At 44.4% G+C, this 18,038-nt stretch carries 18 protein-coding genes; 12 read left to right on the top strand and 6 right to left on the bottom strand.

Annotation, left to right across the window (positions count from 1 at the left end; all coding sequences use genetic code 11):
• Nucleotides 1-160 precede the first annotated feature (160 nt).
• Together C1S73_RS25460 and C1S73_RS25455 are read left to right on the top strand one after the other, a co-directional pair.
• Nucleotides 161-853: a response regulator transcription factor gene (locus tag C1S73_RS25460; protein ID WP_038867340.1), complete on the top strand. Its 693-nt coding sequence runs from the start codon at nt 161-163 to the stop codon at nt 851-853.
• 2 nt (nt 854-855) lie between these two features.
• Nucleotides 856-2,178 carry an ATP-binding protein gene (locus C1S73_RS25455; protein ID WP_038867341.1) on the top strand — a complete coding sequence of 441 codons (1,323 nt, stop codon included), beginning with the start codon at nt 856-858 and terminating at the stop codon, nt 2,176-2,178.
• On the opposite strand, the gene C1S73_RS25450 is transcribed toward C1S73_RS25455, so the two are convergent.
• On the bottom strand, nt 2,159-2,815 hold the full coding sequence (locus C1S73_RS25450; protein ID WP_038867344.1) for a pyridoxamine 5'-phosphate oxidase family protein: 657 nt from the start codon (nt 2,813-2,815) through the stop codon (nt 2,159-2,161). The two genes, C1S73_RS25455 and C1S73_RS25450, sit on opposite strands and share 20 nt — an antisense overlap.
• Before the next feature lie 80 nt (nt 2,816-2,895).
• Between C1S73_RS25450 and pdxR the strand changes: the two genes are divergently transcribed.
• Nucleotides 2,896-4,329 carry a MocR-like pyridoxine biosynthesis transcription factor PdxR gene (gene pdxR, locus C1S73_RS25445; protein WP_038867346.1) on the top strand — a complete coding sequence of 478 codons (1,434 nt, stop codon included), beginning with the start codon at nt 2,896-2,898 and terminating at the stop codon, nt 4,327-4,329.
• An 11-nt stretch (nt 4,330-4,340) separates the two neighbouring features.
• Here pdxR and yjeH read toward each other — a convergent pair whose 3' ends face one another.
• A complete protein-coding gene (yjeH, locus tag C1S73_RS25440) occupies nt 4,341-5,603 on the bottom strand; it encodes an L-methionine/branched-chain amino acid transporter (RefSeq protein WP_038867348.1) in 1,263 nt (420 codons plus the stop codon).
• Between the two features lie 176 nt (nt 5,604-5,779).
• Between yjeH and C1S73_RS25435 the strand changes: the two genes are divergently transcribed.
• The 4 genes from C1S73_RS25435 (at nt 5,780) to C1S73_RS25420 (ending at nt 8,236) form a co-directional block, all read left to right on the top strand.
• Nucleotides 5,780-6,235, top strand: coding sequence for an Lrp/AsnC family transcriptional regulator (locus C1S73_RS25435; protein WP_038867351.1), 456 nt, complete (start codon nt 5,780-5,782; stop codon nt 6,233-6,235).
• Complete coding sequence (locus C1S73_RS25430) at nt 6,232-6,609, top strand: nuclear transport factor 2 family protein (protein ID WP_038867352.1); 378 nt, start codon at nt 6,232-6,234, stop codon at nt 6,607-6,609. Before C1S73_RS25435 ends, C1S73_RS25430 begins: the two co-directional genes overlap by 4 nt.
• The gene (locus C1S73_RS25425; RefSeq protein WP_038867354.1) at nt 6,599-7,513 is read left to right on the top strand and encodes a LysR family transcriptional regulator; all 915 of its coding nucleotides are present in this window, start codon (nt 6,599-6,601) and stop codon (nt 7,511-7,513) included. Before C1S73_RS25430 ends, C1S73_RS25425 begins: the two co-directional genes overlap by 11 nt.
• 108 nt (nt 7,514-7,621) lie before the next feature.
• Nucleotides 7,622-8,236 carry a LysE family translocator gene (locus C1S73_RS25420; RefSeq protein WP_005433441.1) on the top strand — a complete coding sequence of 205 codons (615 nt, stop codon included), beginning with the start codon at nt 7,622-7,624 and terminating at the stop codon, nt 8,234-8,236.
• Nucleotides 8,237-8,393: 157 nt separating this feature from the next.
• On the opposite strand, the gene C1S73_RS25415 is transcribed toward C1S73_RS25420, so the two are convergent.
• Together C1S73_RS25415 and C1S73_RS25410 are read right to left on the bottom strand one after the other, a co-directional pair.
• Entirely contained in the window at nt 8,394-8,615 is a 222-nt protein-coding gene (locus C1S73_RS25415) for a hypothetical protein (RefSeq protein ID WP_038867478.1), read from the bottom strand.
• A 257-nt stretch (nt 8,616-8,872) separates the two neighbouring features.
• The gene (locus C1S73_RS25410; RefSeq protein ID WP_038867356.1) at nt 8,873-10,306 is read right to left on the bottom strand and encodes a glyceraldehyde-3-phosphate dehydrogenase; all 1,434 of its coding nucleotides are present in this window, start codon (nt 10,304-10,306) and stop codon (nt 8,873-8,875) included.
• Between the two features lie 631 nt (nt 10,307-10,937).
• Here C1S73_RS25410 and C1S73_RS25405 point away from each other — a divergent pair.
• Together C1S73_RS25405 and C1S73_RS25400 are read left to right on the top strand one after the other, a co-directional pair.
• Nucleotides 10,938-13,574, top strand: coding sequence for a hybrid sensor histidine kinase/response regulator (locus C1S73_RS25405; RefSeq protein WP_038867358.1), 2,637 nt, complete (start codon nt 10,938-10,940; stop codon nt 13,572-13,574).
• Nucleotides 13,575-13,625: 51 nt separating this feature from the next.
• A complete protein-coding gene (locus C1S73_RS25400) occupies nt 13,626-14,618 on the top strand; it encodes a Gfo/Idh/MocA family protein (RefSeq protein WP_038867360.1) in 993 nt (330 codons plus the stop codon).
• Between the two features lie 91 nt (nt 14,619-14,709).
• Here the strand turns inward: C1S73_RS25400 and C1S73_RS25395 are convergent, their stop codons facing one another.
• The gene (locus tag C1S73_RS25395) at nt 14,710-16,047 is read right to left on the bottom strand and encodes an MATE family efflux transporter (protein ID WP_038867363.1); all 1,338 of its coding nucleotides are present in this window, start codon (nt 16,045-16,047) and stop codon (nt 14,710-14,712) included.
• A gap of 123 nt (nt 16,048-16,170) precedes the next feature.
• A complete protein-coding gene (locus C1S73_RS25390; protein WP_005373603.1) occupies nt 16,171-16,485 on the bottom strand; it encodes a DUF496 family protein in 315 nt (104 codons plus the stop codon).
• A 228-nt stretch (nt 16,486-16,713) separates the two neighbouring features.
• On the opposite strand from C1S73_RS25390, the gene C1S73_RS25385 reads away from it, so the two are divergent.
• The 3 genes from C1S73_RS25385 (at nt 16,714) to C1S73_RS25375 (ending at nt 17,984) form a co-directional block, all read left to right on the top strand.
• Entirely contained in the window at nt 16,714-16,929 is a 216-nt protein-coding gene (locus C1S73_RS25385; RefSeq protein ID WP_042604483.1) for a hypothetical protein, read from the top strand.
• A 93-nt stretch (nt 16,930-17,022) separates the two neighbouring features.
• A complete protein-coding gene (locus tag C1S73_RS25380) occupies nt 17,023-17,676 on the top strand; it encodes a YceH family protein (protein ID WP_038867365.1) in 654 nt (217 codons plus the stop codon).
• Nucleotides 17,673-17,984, top strand: coding sequence for a GIY-YIG nuclease family protein (locus C1S73_RS25375; RefSeq protein ID WP_038867367.1), 312 nt, complete (start codon nt 17,673-17,675; stop codon nt 17,982-17,984). The genes C1S73_RS25380 and C1S73_RS25375 overlap by 4 nt, the downstream gene beginning before the upstream one ends.
• Nucleotides 17,985-18,038 lie beyond the last annotated feature (54 nt).

Genomic DNA, 18,038 nt, shown 5'->3' with positions numbered 1-18,038 from the left:
ATTCCATTTCTGGTTTTATTAGCTGTGCGTGTTTTTATAAATGTATGGTTTGTAAGTGTTTGTAAGGCATTTCTTGTAGGAAAAAGTGTCAATAGAGTGGGTTGCACCCTACAAATCGGACGATATACTTCTTCTGTTTTATAGATGGAGTGAATAAATCATGGTTAGCAATAAAATCTTGCTCGTAGAGGATGACTCTGAGATCGCTCGACTAACCAAGATGTATCTAGAAGCAGAAGGCTATCTTGTCACTATTGTTGATGATGGCTTGAATGCGTTAGACAGCATCAAAGCGTTTAAACCTGATTTAGTCTTACTCGATCTTATGCTTCCCGGTAAAGACGGCGCGATGATTTGCCAAGAAGCGCGCGATTTTTATCAGGGCGTTATTATTGTGTTGACGGCAACTGATGATGAAATGAGTGAAGTTAGCCTGCTCAAATTCGGTGCTGACGATTACTTAACCAAGCCGATTAAAGGCAATATCCTTCTCGCTCGCATTGAAGCTGCTCTGCGTCGGTATCGTCGTCAAGTGGACATGGTTGAAACCGTGGAATTAAGCCGTTACGGAATTGACTTGTGTACTCGCCGTTCTAAAGCTTTCTATTTGGAACAAGATATAGACTTAACTGACTCTGAGTTTGAAATACTCGAACTGTTAATGCTTAACGTTGATAAACCTGTCTCGCGGGAATCTTGTTGTCGATTAGCAAGAGGCATCGAGTATTGCATTACTGATCGTTCGATTGATATGCGAATCTCTTCCTTAAGAAAGAAGTTTTCCAAAGCCCATATTCATACTGCTACCATTAAAACTGTCCGTAACCGAGGTTACATGCTGACGGGTAAATAACGATGTTCTCGACGTTTACTCGTTTATACGTAGGTATCATTTCTGGGTTAGCTCTGACGATCACTTTGTTCATTTTTATGGGTGAAGAGTTCATGCGTAAAACGGAAGTGGGGATATTTCTCGAAGACGGTGCTTACTTTGTTGATCAGTACATAGAGCAACGTGGGACAGAAGACTCGCTTTACAAAAACCTCACCGAAAACGGAAAACAAGATTTCTTTATCTTCGACCTGACTTTGCTTCATGATTGGGATGGCTCAGCACCGTGCCACCATTGCGAATTGTTGTATCACTTACAAGGTATTCCCGTTTATTTGGTTGATGATACGTTGTACGCCGCCGTTTTTCCTCTGCCCAACACATCAGAAAGCTTAGTCTTTAAAGAGAAAGGTGATTTTTTCAGTCCCGATATAGATTGGGACGAGGATTCAGAGATCATCTTCGTCGTAACATTGATCATCACCGTGATACTTAGCTTAGGCGTGATGGTTTATATTCCGGTTCGAAAGTTGGAAAATCAGATTCGTCATTTAACTGCGACTCAACAACAGTTTGGCGCGGGAGAACTGAGTAAGCGCGTTGAGCTTAAGGATTTCTCCGCTCCAATACGCGAATTGGCTTGTGGTTTTAATACCATGGCGGAAGACATTGAAAGACAGGTTCGACAGAGTGTGATTTTCACTCAAGCTATTCCTCATGAAGTGCGTACACCATTAAGCCGTATTCAGCTCGCGACCGATCTAGCACGACGTTGTGAGGGGGCGCAGCAAGCTGAATTGCATGATGATATTGAACGGTATGTCGACGTAGTCAACCATCTCACCTCCGATATTGTGATGTTATCTCGATTGAATTCGAATAATCATTTGATGAACGAAACGTATGAGTTGGTGCACTTACCTCAATGGTTAAAACATCGACTGCACTATCATAATTTAGGGGCAGTGCTGTTGTTGGCTGAAGAAGCAAAAGAAGACCCTATGATTGGTTTGCAACCGACGCTAGGAAATTTGGTTATTGATAACTTACTGCAAAACGCCAAGCGATATGGTGACGGTAAAGTGACTGTGACGTTGAGACAGGTTGAGCATTTTTGGATAGTTGATATTGAAGATGATGGACCTGGTATACCAGAAGAGAAAAGAGAGGAAATATTTTTGCCGTTTTCTCGATTGGATAAAAGCCGTAACGCTGATATCAAAGGATTCGGGTTGGGCCTCGCGATAACAACCAGCGCCGCGAGGCTGCTCCACTGGGATCTTTCTGTTGGAGAAAGTCATTTAGGTGGCGCGCGATTTACCGTGCTTATTCCGACCAGCGATTAGGGTAGGCTTGGCGGTAATCGGGCGATTGAATACCCTCATATAAATCGTTACACGGTTCAAGTGGGCCTACAACCGTTCGGTACGGTAATACGCCAGCCCAAACGGGAATATCCATGTCTTCTGAATCGTCGTTGACGCCAAAATTGCTTATTTTTACCGATGCTTCGGTCAGTGGAATACGCAGTAGCATGGTGGCTTTGAGTTCTTTCTCATTACTCAAACGAACTTCTTCGGTTCTCCCCGGAGCGATCTGTTCGATAAAGTGATTCAGTAACCTGTCTTTCTCTTGGTTATTCTCCACCATCTCAAATTGCCCAAAGACCACGGCACTACGATAATGCGCGCTATGGTGAAACGCACTGCGAGCCAATACCCAACCATCAAACAAAGTAAAGGTAAGGCACGTTTGCACTCCTTGTTTGAGTGAGCGTAACAATCGACTGTTGTTGGCACCATGGATATACACGTAATCATCGACACGCCATGCCAACATGGGGATGACTACAGGGCCAGACTCGTTTGTTATTGCAATATGAGCGATCAGGCTTTCATCTATGATGGCGTGTAGTTTGCTAACATCAGAGACGGCTTTATGTACGCCTTTCTTAATTTCCGTTCTATTAGTATTGGATAACATTTTCTCTCCTTATTTGCTCCTCAATCTTTGATTGCAATGTAGCGTTTAACTGGTAGCTTAAAGAGAGCCAGTTTTAACTAATGGATGGATCCAGTTTGTCTTTGATTGATATCGGTGACCTGCATTTAAAAGAAAGTGATGGAACGCGTCAGCAAGCGTTGTTTTTTGCTATCCGCGAGAAGATTGTTCAAGGATTGTGGGCGAAGAATGGCAAGCTACCCTCTACACGAAAACTATCACAAGAGCTTCATCTCAGCAGGAATACCGTGATTTCTGCCTACGAGCAGCTAGTGGCGGAAGGGTATTTGAATAGTCAAAAAGGTTCAGGCTTTTATGTTGCCGTAGAACTGCCGGAGCAGTATTTACCTGAGCCTAGTTCAATCAAGACGGACTCTTCACCGAAAAGCAACTTTGACATCAACCGCGCATTTGCACCGGGTGTGCCTGATTTGGAAGCGTTTCCGATGGCGCAATGGCAAAAGTTACTTGCTCGCCATCTCTCCCGTTCCTGTTTGCTCGGCAATCAAGATATCCAGGGCAGTTGGACATTACGCTGTGCTTTAGCTGACTACCTTGCATCAAGCCGCTCTGTGAATTGCTCCCCAGAGCGCATCATTATTACCTCTGGGGCGCAGCAGGCGTTGTCGATTGCGACGATGGTTGTTCTCAAGCAAGGTGATAAGGTTCTGATGGAGCAACCGGGCTACGCACAAATGCGTAAGTTGATTCAATTTCAGCAGTATCAATTTGAGCCTTTGTTCGTACGAGAGAAACTAGGTTTTGATGTGGAAGCGGTGACCACAAGTGATGCCGATGCGCTGTATATCACCCCAAGTAATCAATATCCGATGGGCACCACACTCAATACCGAGCAAAGAGGAAAGATCATCAACTGGACAGTTGAGCAATCACGTTGGATCATCGAGGACGATTATGACAGCGAATTCCAGTTTGCTCATCGCCCCTATACCAGCCTACAAGGGCTAGCGGCTCAAATGGGGCGAGATGATCGCGTGTTGTATGTGGGTTCTTTCAGTAAAGTGATGTTTAACGGATTGCGGCTTGGCTACCTTGTGGTTCCTGAACGTTTAGTGGAACAATGTTTGGTGGTTAAAGATGCGTTAAGTGGTGATTCACCTACGCACGCACAAGAAGCGTTGGCAGATTTTATCACTGAAGGTGGGTTATTGCGTCATATCCGAAAAATGCGCCGACTGTACAAAATTAAGCATGAACAAATGTGTTTGGCGGTTGAAAAGCACTTTGGCAATAGAGTTGCAGTGATCAGTCAGGCTGCTGGTCTCCACATTACTTTAAAGTGGCAGCGGGGAATTGATGAACATGAATGGACGCAGCGCGCTCAGTTAAAAGGTATTGTGCTGCGTCCGATGAGTTTTTATGAGCATTCAGGTTTTAAAACGCGAGATTGGCAAGGCGCTGTACTAGGCTATGGCAATGTCGCGTTAGTAGATATTGATGCGTTGGTTGAGCAACTCTCTCAGTTGTTTGAATAAGGAGAAGGGTCTTATTCAGTTACCCGTCTAGTGTGCTTTTTTCGCCATTGCCTCCACGGTAAAGAGAGCACGGCAAAAATAGTAACGGCGTAGAGCATAGACCAACCCAAACAAATGAATACTGCTGTACACAGTACAAGAGAAATGCCCGCGAGGATCTTTCCCCAACCTTGTAGCAACTTGTAAGCAGCAAGCATTGCCAATAGATAGACCAGAACAAAAATACCATTCGCGAGTTTGAGGAAAAACTCCAGATCTAAACCAGATAGTGACCCAATAACGCACGAAACTAGCAAAATAACACCAACAACGAGAGTGGCATTTGCTGGAACGCCTCGAACTGACACTCTCGCGATAGCGCTGGTTGGCTTGTGTTCTCTTGCTTGCGCCCATACCATTCGAGAAAGGCTTTGCGTATAAAGGTTTACGCTGGCAAAGCATGCAGAAAAGCCAACCACGCTGATTATCCATTTAGCGTTTTCACCAAATAGGTGGGCGCTCAGCCAAGGGATCGATGCACTATCGAATTGGGCATTGCCATAAGCCCCAAACTTTAGAATGACGACAGAACATGCCCAGTAAGTGATTCCTGCAACAAAACAACCAACGATGATGGCAATCGGGAAGTCCCGTTGTGGGTTTTTAAACTCTTCGCCCATATGAGCAAAAGCTTCTATTCCAACAAAACACCAGAACATCACGCCCAAAGCCGCTGCAATCGACCACGTTGAATCCATCGTAATGACAGGCATGGTTAAATCGACAGAACCAACATCGCCTTTCCACAGAAATGCACCGACCAGAGCAAAAATACTCAGTGCAATAATGGTTTGTAAGCGACCTGATGATTTAGTGCCGATCAAGTTGACCACCATTAACAGAGCAACCGTGAGAATTTGAGCGAAAAGGTGATTACTAATGGACTCTGGTAACAGTTGTTGTAAAAAGCCTGCTGCAAGTGCGACAGCAGCAGGCACACCAACAGGAATAACGCTAACGAACAACCACGCCACGCTGCTCTCTAGCTTACTGTTGAAGGCTTTGCGAACGAAAAATGCAGTGCCGCCAGCACTTGGGTAGCGTTTGCCTAATTGAGCAAAGGTAAGTGCGATAGGGCAAATAGCGATGAATAAGATAATCCAAGCCCAAAGCGAGAAGTGACCTGCAATGCCAGCGGCAATCGCTGGGATCATAAATAGACCCGTGCCCATTAAGGTAGTTGAAAGCTGACCGATTCCGGATATCAGCGTAATGTCTTTTTTGAGTTGTTCCATAACGACCTCTGAACGTCTTGGTAATGCGTGCCACAAGCATATCTAAATTCTGCACAGCAAAATGATGTTGTCGACCGTCAAAATGACGGTTGTTTTGCCGATAAACCGCAAATTGTCGGTTTTCAATAAGTTGTAATTGAGTAGAATGGCAAAATTAAGGAAAGCTTGGTGATGTTATGGACAAATTTGATCATCAGATCATAGACCTATTACGGCAGAACGCCCGTCTCTCTATTACTGAAATCTCAGAGCAAGTTAGCCTGTCACGTTCAGCTGTGACAGCTCGGATCAAAAAGCTTGAAAATGACCAAGTCATCCTTGGCTATCATGCCGATATTGCGATATCTAAAGAGTCGATGATTTGTGCTTACATGGCACTCAAATTTGATACCTCCGCTTCTAGCCATCATTGCGACAATTACGCTAATGACCTGTATAAAATCGATGGTGTTAAATGGTGTCACGCTATTAGTGGTGAAACCGATATGATGCTGTTTGTCGAAGTGCCTAATATCGCGCGTCTCAACGAGATTCGAGATTATATCCAAAGCTATCCAGAGCTTCGTAACGTGATGACACATACCGTGTTAACGGAGTTTTTCAATACCACAGGGAGTAAGTTTGTAAAATGAACGAAAAAGACATCGTCCTCAATTTTTGGAACGTAATGGCAAGCAATGACTTCTATGCGGCGGCAGAGTGTTTGTCAGCTGACTGCGCCGTGATTTGGCCATTAACTAAAGAAGTGATTCGAGGTAGAAAAAACTTTGCAGAGCTCAATTCAGCTTATCCTGCGGACGGGAAATGGACCTTTACTATCGAACGCATCGTGGCTGATGCTGATCAAGTCGTTACCGATGTGATCGTTAGCGATGGTGTACGTTCGGATAGGGTAATTACTTTTCATACTGTCCGTGATGGCCTGATTTGCAAACAAGTGGAATACTGGCCGGAAGATTACGCCGCGGCAGATTGGCGTGCTCAATGGGTTGAGCATGCTGAATAACATCAACCTGAATCTACTGCGCTCTTTACATGTCCTACTTGAAGAGTGTCATGTGAGCAGAACTGCTGAGCGTTTGCACATCACCCAATCGGCGGTAAGCCGTCAATTAGCGCAGTTACGTGAATTGTGCGGTGACCCTTTATTGGTTCGACAGGGTAACCAACTGATTCCAACACCAAGAGCATTGCTTCTAAAAGAGAAGTTAGATGACTTGTTAGCGGAATTCGATCACCTTCTCGATGACAAGCCTTTTGAACCTGAGGATTGGAAAGCGGAGTTAGTATTTGCATCGAGTGATTATGTCGCCCAATACGTCCTCCCTGACATTGCCTCTCATCTGAGTGGCTTTGCTCCTCAGTTAGATATGGCGTACCGACTGTGGCAGCCAGACTTTCTAGATAAGCTTCATGAGACTGGTATTCATATCGCGTCTTCCATGTATCCAGAGAAGCCTCAGGGTGTATCCAGTGTGAAGATTGGTGAAGACTCATCAGTTTGTTTGATGAAAGCTTCTCACCCGTTAGCAAAGCAAGACAGTATCAATGTTGAAGATTTAATTTCTTACTCCCACATTAAAGTTACGGGTGGTGGGGACAAAGATTCGTACACCGATTTAGCATTAAGAGAACTAGGCCATACGCGTCATATTAGGTTCAAAGTGCCTTTCTTCTCTGCTGCCATCAATCGCTTAGTTTCTAGTGAACATCTGATGGTGGTTCCAGAGCATATTGCGGCCAATCTTGCGAAGCATTGGGACTTAGCCCATAAAGCACTGCCTCTCGAAACGCCTATTCATCAGTATTGGTTAATGTGGCATCCGAAATACGATACGGATCCGGCGCATAGATGGGTGCGGGAAGAGATTCGTTCGGTCATGCAGATTTCAGAATATTCCATTCGATAATAAATGCATTATTTAGTTATGATTTGAAATCATGGTTAGTATGAAAAACTTTGATTTCTAATTATACCTGTTCCGTTGATAGATTAGCGTCAAAGAGGGGAGATTCTTATGACACTAACAGTTTGGTTATCACTTTTTACCGTGTGTTTATTAGGGGCAATGTCGCCAGGTCCAAGTTTAGCGATTGTTGCTAAGCACTCGTTAGCTGGTGGCCGCGTGAATGGTTTGGCTACCGCATGGGCGCACGCGTTTGGTATTGGTATTTATGCGTTCATTACCTTGATAGGTTTGGCAGTGGTACTTCAACAAAGCCCATTGCTATTTAAGACGATCAGTTTGGCAGGTGCTGCTTACTTGGCGTATCTCGGTTTCAATGCTTTACGCTCAAAAGGTGGTGTAGCAGCGAAGCTAGAATCTGGTGAAGAGACGACGGTTTTACAATCGGCGCGAGAAGGTTTTCTTATTTCGATTCTAAGCCCGAAAATCGCACTGTTCTTTATTGCATTGTTCAGCCAATTTGTTGCACTTGGTAACGATCTAAGCAACCAAATGATCATCGTCGCGACGCCATTTGTTGTCGATGGTTTGTGGTACACCTTTATTACCTTGGTGTTGTCTAACTCGCGCGTTGTTGACCGTATTCGCTCAAAGGCAGTATTGATTGACCGACTATCTGGCATCGTTTTGATGCTATTAGCTGTGCGAGTGGTTGTGACGATTTAATTAAGCTGAACGCATTGTTTGAAAAGCAGAAAGGCTACCGCGATGGTAGCCTTTCTTGTATATGGCAGACAAAAAAACATCCTAACTCTTAACGAGATAGGATGTCAGCAAAGAAGGTTGCTCAGGAACATAGGGGAGTGTGGAACCTTCAGAAACGCTAGCGACGAACTTCTTCAAACTCGCCTTCAATCGCGTCGGATTTGCCCGTATTGAATGCATATTCTTCATGCATTTCTTGCTGCATTTGCTTCACGCGCTTTTCAATACGTTTACCAGTGATCAGGGCTGCGATGGTCAAAGGAATCGCCATGATTAGGCTAAATACCAAAGTAAAAAAGCCAGTAATCAGTGCTAGTGCAGTAACGATAATTCGATTCATAATCATGACCTCTCTTTCAATCTATGGGTTCATATTAGTGCTCTGAACATGAACGAAACATGAATATAGCGTTCAAGTTGGTTAATTAATGTCTGAGGAATGTCAAAGAGTCTTAAAAACGAAAAAACGCCTGAGGTCACCAGGCGTATAAACGGGGAAGAGCTATTAGTAATGCGCGGGGCGCTTATTATTAAAAACAAATGCTGAGGTGCAGCTCGTTACCTATTGTGGTTAACGTTGTGGAGCAAGGTTTCACCTTATCGAGGGAATGTTTGGTAACGAACACCCATCATTTGTTCCATACAGTGCACAACTTGGCAGCTGTAACCGAATTCGTTGTCGTACCAGATGTACAATACACAACGCTTGTCTTGTGCGATGGTCGCTTGTCCGTCCACCACTCCTGCGTGACGAGATCCAACTAGGTCGCTTGATACGATTTCTGTCGAATCTGTGTAATCTATTTGAGCAGAAAGCTCTGAGTTTAACGCCATTTCACGTAGGTAGTCGTTCAGTGAATCACGGTCTACACCTTCACCTAAGTTTAGGTTTGCAACAGCCATTGATACATTTGGAGTAGGGACGCGAATCGAGTTTCCAGATAACTTACCAGCTAGTTCAGGCAGTGCTTTTGCGACGGCTTTCGCAGCACCTGTTGAAGTGAGAACCATGTTCAAAGAGGCACTGCGACCACGACGATCGCCAGAGTGGAAGTTGTCGATGAGGTTTTGGTCGTTGGTATAAGAGTGTACCGTTTCAATATGACCCGAAAGAACACCATACTTGTCATTTAACGCTTTAAGGACCGGTGTAATGGCGTTGGTTGTACAACTCGCCGCAGAGATGATGGTGTCATCTTCTTGAATCACAGATTCATTCACACCAAATACGACGTTCTTGATTTCACCTTTACCTGGCGCAGTAAGCAGCACCTTTTCTGCCCCGCCACATGCTAGGTGTTGGCTTAGTCCCTCTGCATCACGCCAAACACCTGTGTTATCAACAACAAGTGCGTTGTTGATACCGTAAACAGAATAGTCCACTTCACTTGGGTTGTTTGCGTATATGATTTGAATGTAGTTGCCGTTGATGATGAGGGCTTTGCGCTCTTCATCGATAACGATGCTGCCATTGAATTGACCGTGTACAGAGTCACGGCGCAATAGGCTCGCACGTTTTTCAAGGTCGCCTTTTTTACCGCCACGAACCACAATCGCACGCAAACGAAGTGGGTAACCTGGGCCGCTCTTTTCAATCAAGAGGCGAGTCAATAGGCGACCAATGCGACCGAAACCATAAAGAACCACATCACGAGCCGCTAAAGAAGAATCAGCATCACGGGCACCGTGCAAAGCTGTGTGCAAGAAGTCGTTTAGGGCAGAGGTGTCTTCGTGATCTTTCCAGTACATACCAGCAAGCTGGCCAACATCAACACGGCAAGATGAGATGCTCATTTCGCACAACGCTTGAATGATCGGCATGGTTTGTTCAAGAGATAGAGGACTTCCAGTGTAACGTCTTGCAATGCGGTGAGTTTTGAGAATGTCGATGGTGGTGGCGTTGATAAGTGTCTTACCAAAAAGAACTACTTCAATTCCTTTTTGACGATATAGCTTACCAATAAGAGGGGAAATAGATTCAGCAATCGTTTGGCTTGTTTGCCAGTCTTGGAGATATTTCTCTGGACTCATTGTTGTTTCGGACCTTTCACGTTTTGGGGGCTGACCTTACTTTCAGCTGTTACCTCAACGGTAGAGCGTGAAGTGAGGGTGTTATGTAATTGGGTTGTAATAATTATGTGTGCGGATTGTACGGGCTGAGGTCTTATTCTGCTAGGAAAAATAAATCCAGCTTAAAGTGTGGCAAATCGTCTTTTGATTAGTTGATTAATGTGACTAAGGCAGGGTTTTATGGGGATTGACTTTTTACAAATATAAAACTTAATTCGTGACTATAAAGGTTCATCTCAAATAGAAAGGTTGCAACAATGATAGTTACCATTTGGAATTTGTGATGTTTGTATTCTTTAACACGAAAATGGTAAACGTCTTATCAACTTTTTAATGACCGTCTAGGGTTCACCAATGGTCTATGTCGATTTAACCAAATCTGTTTAAAAATGATGCTGCAAAATTTTGCAAGCAGTCACACTTTTTGTTCGGTCAACCTTGGTGCAACAAAGGGCGCTAAGTGTTGTTTTTGCCTATTTGAGCAGATAAGCGAAGCAAAAGCGCCAATAAAACCCTTCCCATAAGTTCATATTCAATCTATGAAAGTAGTCTAGTATTAATTCGAGGGCCTTTTCTTAACTCGGGCGAACGGATGATAAAACTTTCTATAAAATTACGTTTAGCTCTACTCGCACTGTTACCTGCGGTGGTTATTTCTGTGTTCGCCGTTCACCAATTTTCTATTAACTCTCAACGAGTCGCCAGACTCAACCAAACCGTCAGTAATATTCAAGGCTTGAAGTTGATTTCTGAAGCATCCCACTTTGTGTATGGGATGGAGAAAGAACGTCATCAATATGGAGAAGAGCAACCTCTTCCGATCGAAGTCAAAGTTCAACGAGACAAAGCCCTCGCGATTTACGACAAGTTCATGCAAAACAGTCACACAGTGGAATATTCCAATGATTTAAAGCAAGCTATGCTAGATGTGATCTCCGGCGACATAAAGGACAGTGTGGATGCAGGAGATTGGTCATTTCGACTCTTACAGGAGATGTCTGAGGCATTGGTTCAGCATTACCATCTATTTGACAGTGACGAAGCACATTGGATGCAAGACTTCATTGCTTACCTCGCACAGCTTTCTTATTGGACGCAAAAAGAGGCGTGGCTAACCTATCGCTTGGTGTTAGAGCCGGAGAGTAAGCCCAATCAAGGCATGTTTTTCCAATCAATTGAGCGGCAGCAGCAAAGTTTGGAAGGGTTCATAAAGCTGGGGGCTTCAAATGAGCAAGTTGAGAAACTACTGGGCCTGTACACATCGCCGCGCTATCTTTCTAGCATTGAAGCTCGTGGGCGTTTGATGGCAGGTGAGTTATCGCAATCGGACTATGTAACTTACCTTAGAGACCTTGACCACCGCGTACAACGCTTACAAGTAATGACGGCAGGGTTCACTCAACAAGTCGAGAGTGCATTGTTAGTACAAGTCAGTTCGCAAAAACAAAGCATCACGCTGATGACGTCGGGAGTCATGGTCATCATCGTCTTATTGTGTTGGCTGGGGTTTGGTACTTGGTATCGCGTGCACAGCAAACTGGACTCTATCATTCACTCTCTCAATACGCTCATCCATGAACACGTTAAAGGGGAGAAAGTGGCCGTTGATGGTAATGATGAGTTCACCATTTTCGCGCAGCAAGTCAATCGTATGATGGAAGAGCAAAACCGACAGACAGAAGAGATTCTAAAAACCAAAGAGTCAGCTATCTCGGCTAACAGAGCAAAGTCAGTTTTCCTTGCCAGCATGTCCCATGAAATACGAACCCCATTGAATGGCATTATTGGGATGACGGAGATTCTGTCCCAAAGTGACCTTTCAGTTCATCAGAAAGAAATCTTAACCGATATCGATACTTCGTCTCATACGTTGCTGACTCTTCTAAACGACATTCTCGATTTATCGAAAATTGAATCTGGTCACTTACAGCTTTCCTTAATCGAGACTGACATTCGCGAGGTCGTTTATCAGTCAATGATTTTGTTTCAATCTAAAGCAACGTCCAAGCAACTGGAACTAAACATTAACCTGGATGAACGTATTCCTCCACGCATTATGGTCGACGATCACCGCATCAAACAGATCATCATGAACCTAGTCTCGAATGCGGTGAAGTTTACTCATGAAGGGCACATTTCTGTCGATGTTGATTACCAAGAATCGACGACGCAAAAGAGCGTTTTCTTAACGTTTAGAGTGACAGATACAGGGATAGGCATTGAGCGAGACAAACTGAATACCATCTTCGAACCTTTTACCCAAGAAGATGAAGGCATCTCACGTCAGTTTGGTGGTACTGGATTAGGCTTAGCGATTTGTCGTCAATTGGTTGCCATGATGGGCGGCAAATTAACCGCGACATCATCTAAAGGGATAGGAACCCATTTCGAATTCTCAATCGAGGTAGAAGTGCTACCAATTGTTGGTTGGCGTTCAGAATTAATTCGAACGGGCATACTCATCACAGACCAATACCCTTACACCGGCCAAATCGTTAAAGAATGCCGTTTAGCAGGAATACAACTTTCAGAGGTTAAGTGCATTGATGATTTGACCTTTTCTTCAAGAGAAGCCGAAGTCATTTTTTACTGCCATGATGGTAAAAGTACGTTGGACTCGGCCATCGATGAACTAGAGAAATATGTCGATGTGAGTCGAATCATTGTTTGTCAGCATCATCTCACTACGACCTATACCAACTCAGAGCGCATTCATGCGGTGTTGACTCAACCCTTCCTTGGTAATCGCTTCAGACATGCCATTGATGAGCTTGCTCAAGTCGAACAGAATAATAAAAGTTACGATGTCACGGCGTCAGCTGTCATTCATAACATTAACCAATCTCGAACTCATCGCCGGATTTTGATTGCAGAAGACAATTTGATGAACCAAAAGATTGCCAGTTTCTTTCTTGATAAAGCGGGCTACGATTATTTAATTGCCAGTAATGGACAAGAAGCATTAGAAGCCATTACAAAAGGAGAGCAATTTGATGCGATTCTGATGGATTGCATGATGCCGGTGATGGATGGCTTAACCGCCACAAAAGAGATACGCCGTTGGGAAAAAGAAGTGGGCAGCGATAAGATCACCATTATTGCTTTGACCGCGAGCGTACTAGAGGAAGACATTCAGAACTGCTTTGCGGCGGGTATGGATGCATACTTACCGAAACCTTACAAATCGAACCAACTATTTGAGTTGTTTAATGAACTAAAGCTTGCTTAAATCGCTCTGATGGGCCCTATGGCTACCGAACGATAATGAAAAGGAAGTAACATGTTCAAACTTGCTGTTATTGGAACTAACTGGATCTCCCAACAATTTGTTGAAGCGGCCATTCAAAGTAAAGAATTTTGCCTACAAGCGGTGTATTCACGTGATATTGATAAGGCACGTTCGTTTGGTGAACCTTATAGCGCAGCGTCTTATTACGATAGTTTAGAATCCTTAAGTAAAGACTCAGATATCGATGCGGTCTACATTGCTAGCCCTAACTCATTTCACGCGCCTCAAGCAATGCAAATGCTTAAAGCCGGTAAGCATGTGATTTGTGAAAAGCCCATGGCGTCTAACTATCCTTTGGCACAAGCCATGTTTAAGGCTGCAGAAGCAAATGGCGTGGTGCTGTTCGAGGCCTTCATGTCGCCATACACACCAAACTTCCAAGTGTTGAAAGACAGCTTACCGACGATTGCCCCTATTCGTCATGCAACGATTAGCTACTGCCAATACTCCTCTCGTTACCAGAAATACCTAAACGGTGAAAACCCAAATACCTTCAACCCAGAGTTCTCTAATGGCTCAATCATGGACATTGGTTATTACTGTGTTGGTTCTGCTATTGAACTGTTTGGTGAGCCGAATAGTGTTCAAGCAAGTGCTCACATCTTATCATCAGGCGTAGATGGTTGTGGTAGCGTAACACTGGCGTACGATGGCTTTAATGTGAACCTACTACACTCTAAGGTGAGTGATTCACTCATTCCAAGTGAATTTCAAGGTGAGCGGGGTAGTGTGATTGTCGATATGATTGCGACAGGTCGTGGTGTTGAACGCATTCCGCGCGGTGAAGATAAAGAAGTCCTAACGCTGCCGCAAGAAGAGAACCACATGTTCTATGAAGCTCAAGCCTTTGCTAAACAGCTTAAACTGGGTGTGATTGATGATCAAATGAAGCAGCGTTCATTGACCGTTGCAAAAGTACTGACCGAAGTAAGAAGGCAAACTGGTGTGGTTTTCCCTGCTGATAAAATGTCTTTACTTAGTTGAGGTTAGTTCGTTCAACTTCTCGTTTTTAAAACAACAAAGCCCTCGCCGTTGAAGTGAGGGCTTTGTTTTTCAGCGTTACTCGAAAGCGTCGTTACATTGAGACTTGTTGAGCTGAGAGCTTATTAATGGTTTTTTGGTACGTAATATAAGCCGCGATTCCAGCCATAAGGTTACCAATACAAGCGCCAATCAGTAGACCTTGAATGCCTCCCACCTGAGCGCCTACCCATAGGCACGGTAGGAAGAACAAAAACAGGCGCAGGGCTGAGATGGTTAGTGCGGTATAAGATTTCCCCAGTGCGTTACAAATCGACACCATCAACATGCACACCCCAAGTGAACCTAAACTGATTGGGACAATCATCAAGTGCATGTGCAAGACTTGTTCTACTTGAGTATCACTTGTCATAAGTAAGGCGAGTGGGTTAGCTGCGGTAAAGGTTACTAGCGCAATCAACAACTGGAAACCAAGGATGAACTTAACGGCAATAGACACTAATGCACGAATGTCGGTGTAGTTTTTCGCTCCTAATAAGCGTCCGACCATCGGCGGCATTGACATGGTTAACGCCAATACCGATACAATCGCAAAAAATTCATAGCGCGAGCCCAAAGCCCAAGATGCAACTGCCGCCGTACCAAAGCCAGCAAGCAGCTTGGTCGCTAACATAGATGATAGAGGTGGTAGAAGCTGGCTGATCATCGCTGGGCCCATGATATTACCGATGGACGTGATGCTCTTAACCACATTCAAATCCTGCCACTGGAAGGTTGCCCAATGGTTTTTTTGAACACGAGGAGCGACGACCAATATACCGAAACCAAAGGCGATGACGGTGGCAATTGCTGCGCCGTTAATCCCCAAATCAAACGTGAAGATAAACAACGGATCGAGCACTAAGTTCACGCCGCTGGTGACCATCATCATGGTGCCAGGTAGCATGGTGTTGCCATTTGCGCGGCAGATACTGTAGTAGAAATACAGCACCGCACCTACCCAAGAACTCAACAGCCACCAAGGCCAGTAACTGTCGATAATTGGCATTACGGTATCAGGTGCGCTCAACAGTGAGAGAATAGGGTAGCGCAACAACCAAATGAGCAAGCCGAATACTGCTACGCCCACCGATCCGATCATTAAAACCAGACCGCCTAATTGCTTTGCATAGCGGGTATCGTTTGCGCCTAATGCTTTTGAAATTACAGCGGTGGTAGCAATGCCGAGGCCAACCTGAATGCCAATAACCACCATTTGAAGTGGTAGAGTAAAGCCCTGTGCAGCGAGAGGCAGCACACCTAGTTGGCCTATGAAGGCGCTGTCGACTAGCTGAAAGCTCATCAACGACAACACACCAAAGAGCATTGGCCATGTCATAGTAAACAGTTGTTTTGCTAGCGTCGGTTGTGCGGTAGAAGAAGTTAAAGGCATAGGAACGTTGAATGTTTTTGGAACTGAAGTTGATTTTATTGTACACAGTGTACAACAAAGAGACAAAAAGAAACCCCGAGCAAGTTACCCCTGCTCGGGGTTGAATTCTGAAACTAATTCGACTTATTTTTTGCCGCTAGTTTGCTTGTCTTCTTCAGTCAGTTCGCGGATACGACGGCTGATGTCACGACGTGCTTTAGAGATTTCTGCACTCTTGATGATGTGATCGTCAACGCGGTCTTCGTAATCAGCTTTCATGTTTTTGATGATCGCTACGATTTCGTCGTGAGTCATTTCAGGTTTGATGTAGTCTAGTAGGTTCTCTAGAAGGTCTACACGCTTACGGTTATCACGAACTTTTTTCTCGTTATCAAGCAGCTCACGTTTTAGTTTGTTTTTACGACGAGCTTGGTTCACGATTTCAAATACGCTACTCATGGTTCCCTTTCCTAATTTGTGAATATCTGACTCGATTAAAGCACAACATCTCGTGGCATAACAGTCTTTAGATCAAACGTGGCGTAGGGTTGAACATTTATCCACCAATTCTGATGTGTTGTTAACACTCGTTACTGAAAAGCTTGGATTATCGTTCACTGAAAATGCCCCAACTCGTTGTCATAGGAGTTTTGACGCTATATTATCAGCTTTATTAAAGACAATATGATGAAGCTCGAAATGAACTCTGGTAATACTGCGGAGCAAGTCGAAAGCCAAGAAATGGAATCAACCACCGACTCATTGGCAGATAAACTTAAAGCGGCTTACGTTACAGCAAGAACACAACTCGAAATCACAGAAGTCGAACTCAACCGTTCGAAGATAATGATGGTTGATGAGAATGGAAAGATGACCAAAGTGTCGATCTTATCAGAGCATTAAGACCTACCCCGAATCGCAAAGGGTGTCAGGTCCATGCGCTATGCTTTAGCCTGATACCCAAATTCAAATGCAAAAATAATAAGGAAATGCATTATGAAAGTTGAGCTAACGGCAATTGAAGCACGAGTAATTGGTTGCTTGATCGAAAAAGAAGTGACTACCCCCGACCAATACCCTCTCAGCCTTAACGCGCTAACAAATGCGTGCAATCAAAAAAGTAACCGCGAGCCGGTTATGTCTTTATCTGAAGCTGACGTTTTAGATGCAGTGGATGCGCTCATTGAGCGTCGACTTGTAAGTGATGAAAGCAGTTTTAACAGCCGAGTGAGTAAGTATCAGCATCGATTCTGTAATACAGAGTTCGGCGATTTACAGCTTAGCGTACAAGAGAAAGGCATCGTGTGTTGCATGCTGTTACGCGGTGCTCAAACGCCGGGTGAGATCCGTACGCGAACAAACCGCCTTGCTACTTTCAATGATGTTAAAGAAGTTGAAAACGCACTTGAGCTTTTAGCTGGTGAAGAAAGAGGCCCGCTTGTTGTAAAACTTCCTCGTGAGGCAGGTAAACGTGAGTCTCGTTACATGCACCTATTCTGTGGTGAAGTTGACATGAGCGAACTGGCCGTAGCGTCATCTGCTCCTTCTTCTGCCGGTGCCGAGCGCGTTGCTCAGCTAGAACAAGAAGTAGTGCAACTTCGTGAAGAATTAGAAGCACTAAAAGAACAGGTCGCGTCGCTGCTTTCATGAGTGACATTGCCGAGCAAAGCTGGAGTGTGTATCTGATCCGAAACAACCGCGATGCACTGTATTGTGGTGTGACGAATGATGTACAGCGACGCTTTAAACAGCATCAAACGGGAAAAGGTGCGAAAGCACTGAAAGGGAAGGGGCCACTGACTTTGGAGTGGTCATCTTGTTTTGAAAGTAAAAGTGTTGCGATGAAAGCGGAATATTTCATCAAACAACTGACAAAAACAAAGAAAGAGCAATTGGTAGAAGAAGTCGCGGAGATCAACGTCGATGACAATCAAACGCTTTCTTTTCAAATGCGGTAAGTCAAACGTGCACGGAAAAACAAGAGCAAAAATAACGCCATTCAAACGCGATGT

This window comes from Vibrio jasicida 090810c, from assembly GCF_002887615.1.
GTDB classification, from domain to species: domain Bacteria; phylum Pseudomonadota; class Gammaproteobacteria; order Enterobacterales; family Vibrionaceae; genus Vibrio; species Vibrio jasicida.
This window is presented reverse-complemented; position numbering and strand designations above follow the sequence as displayed.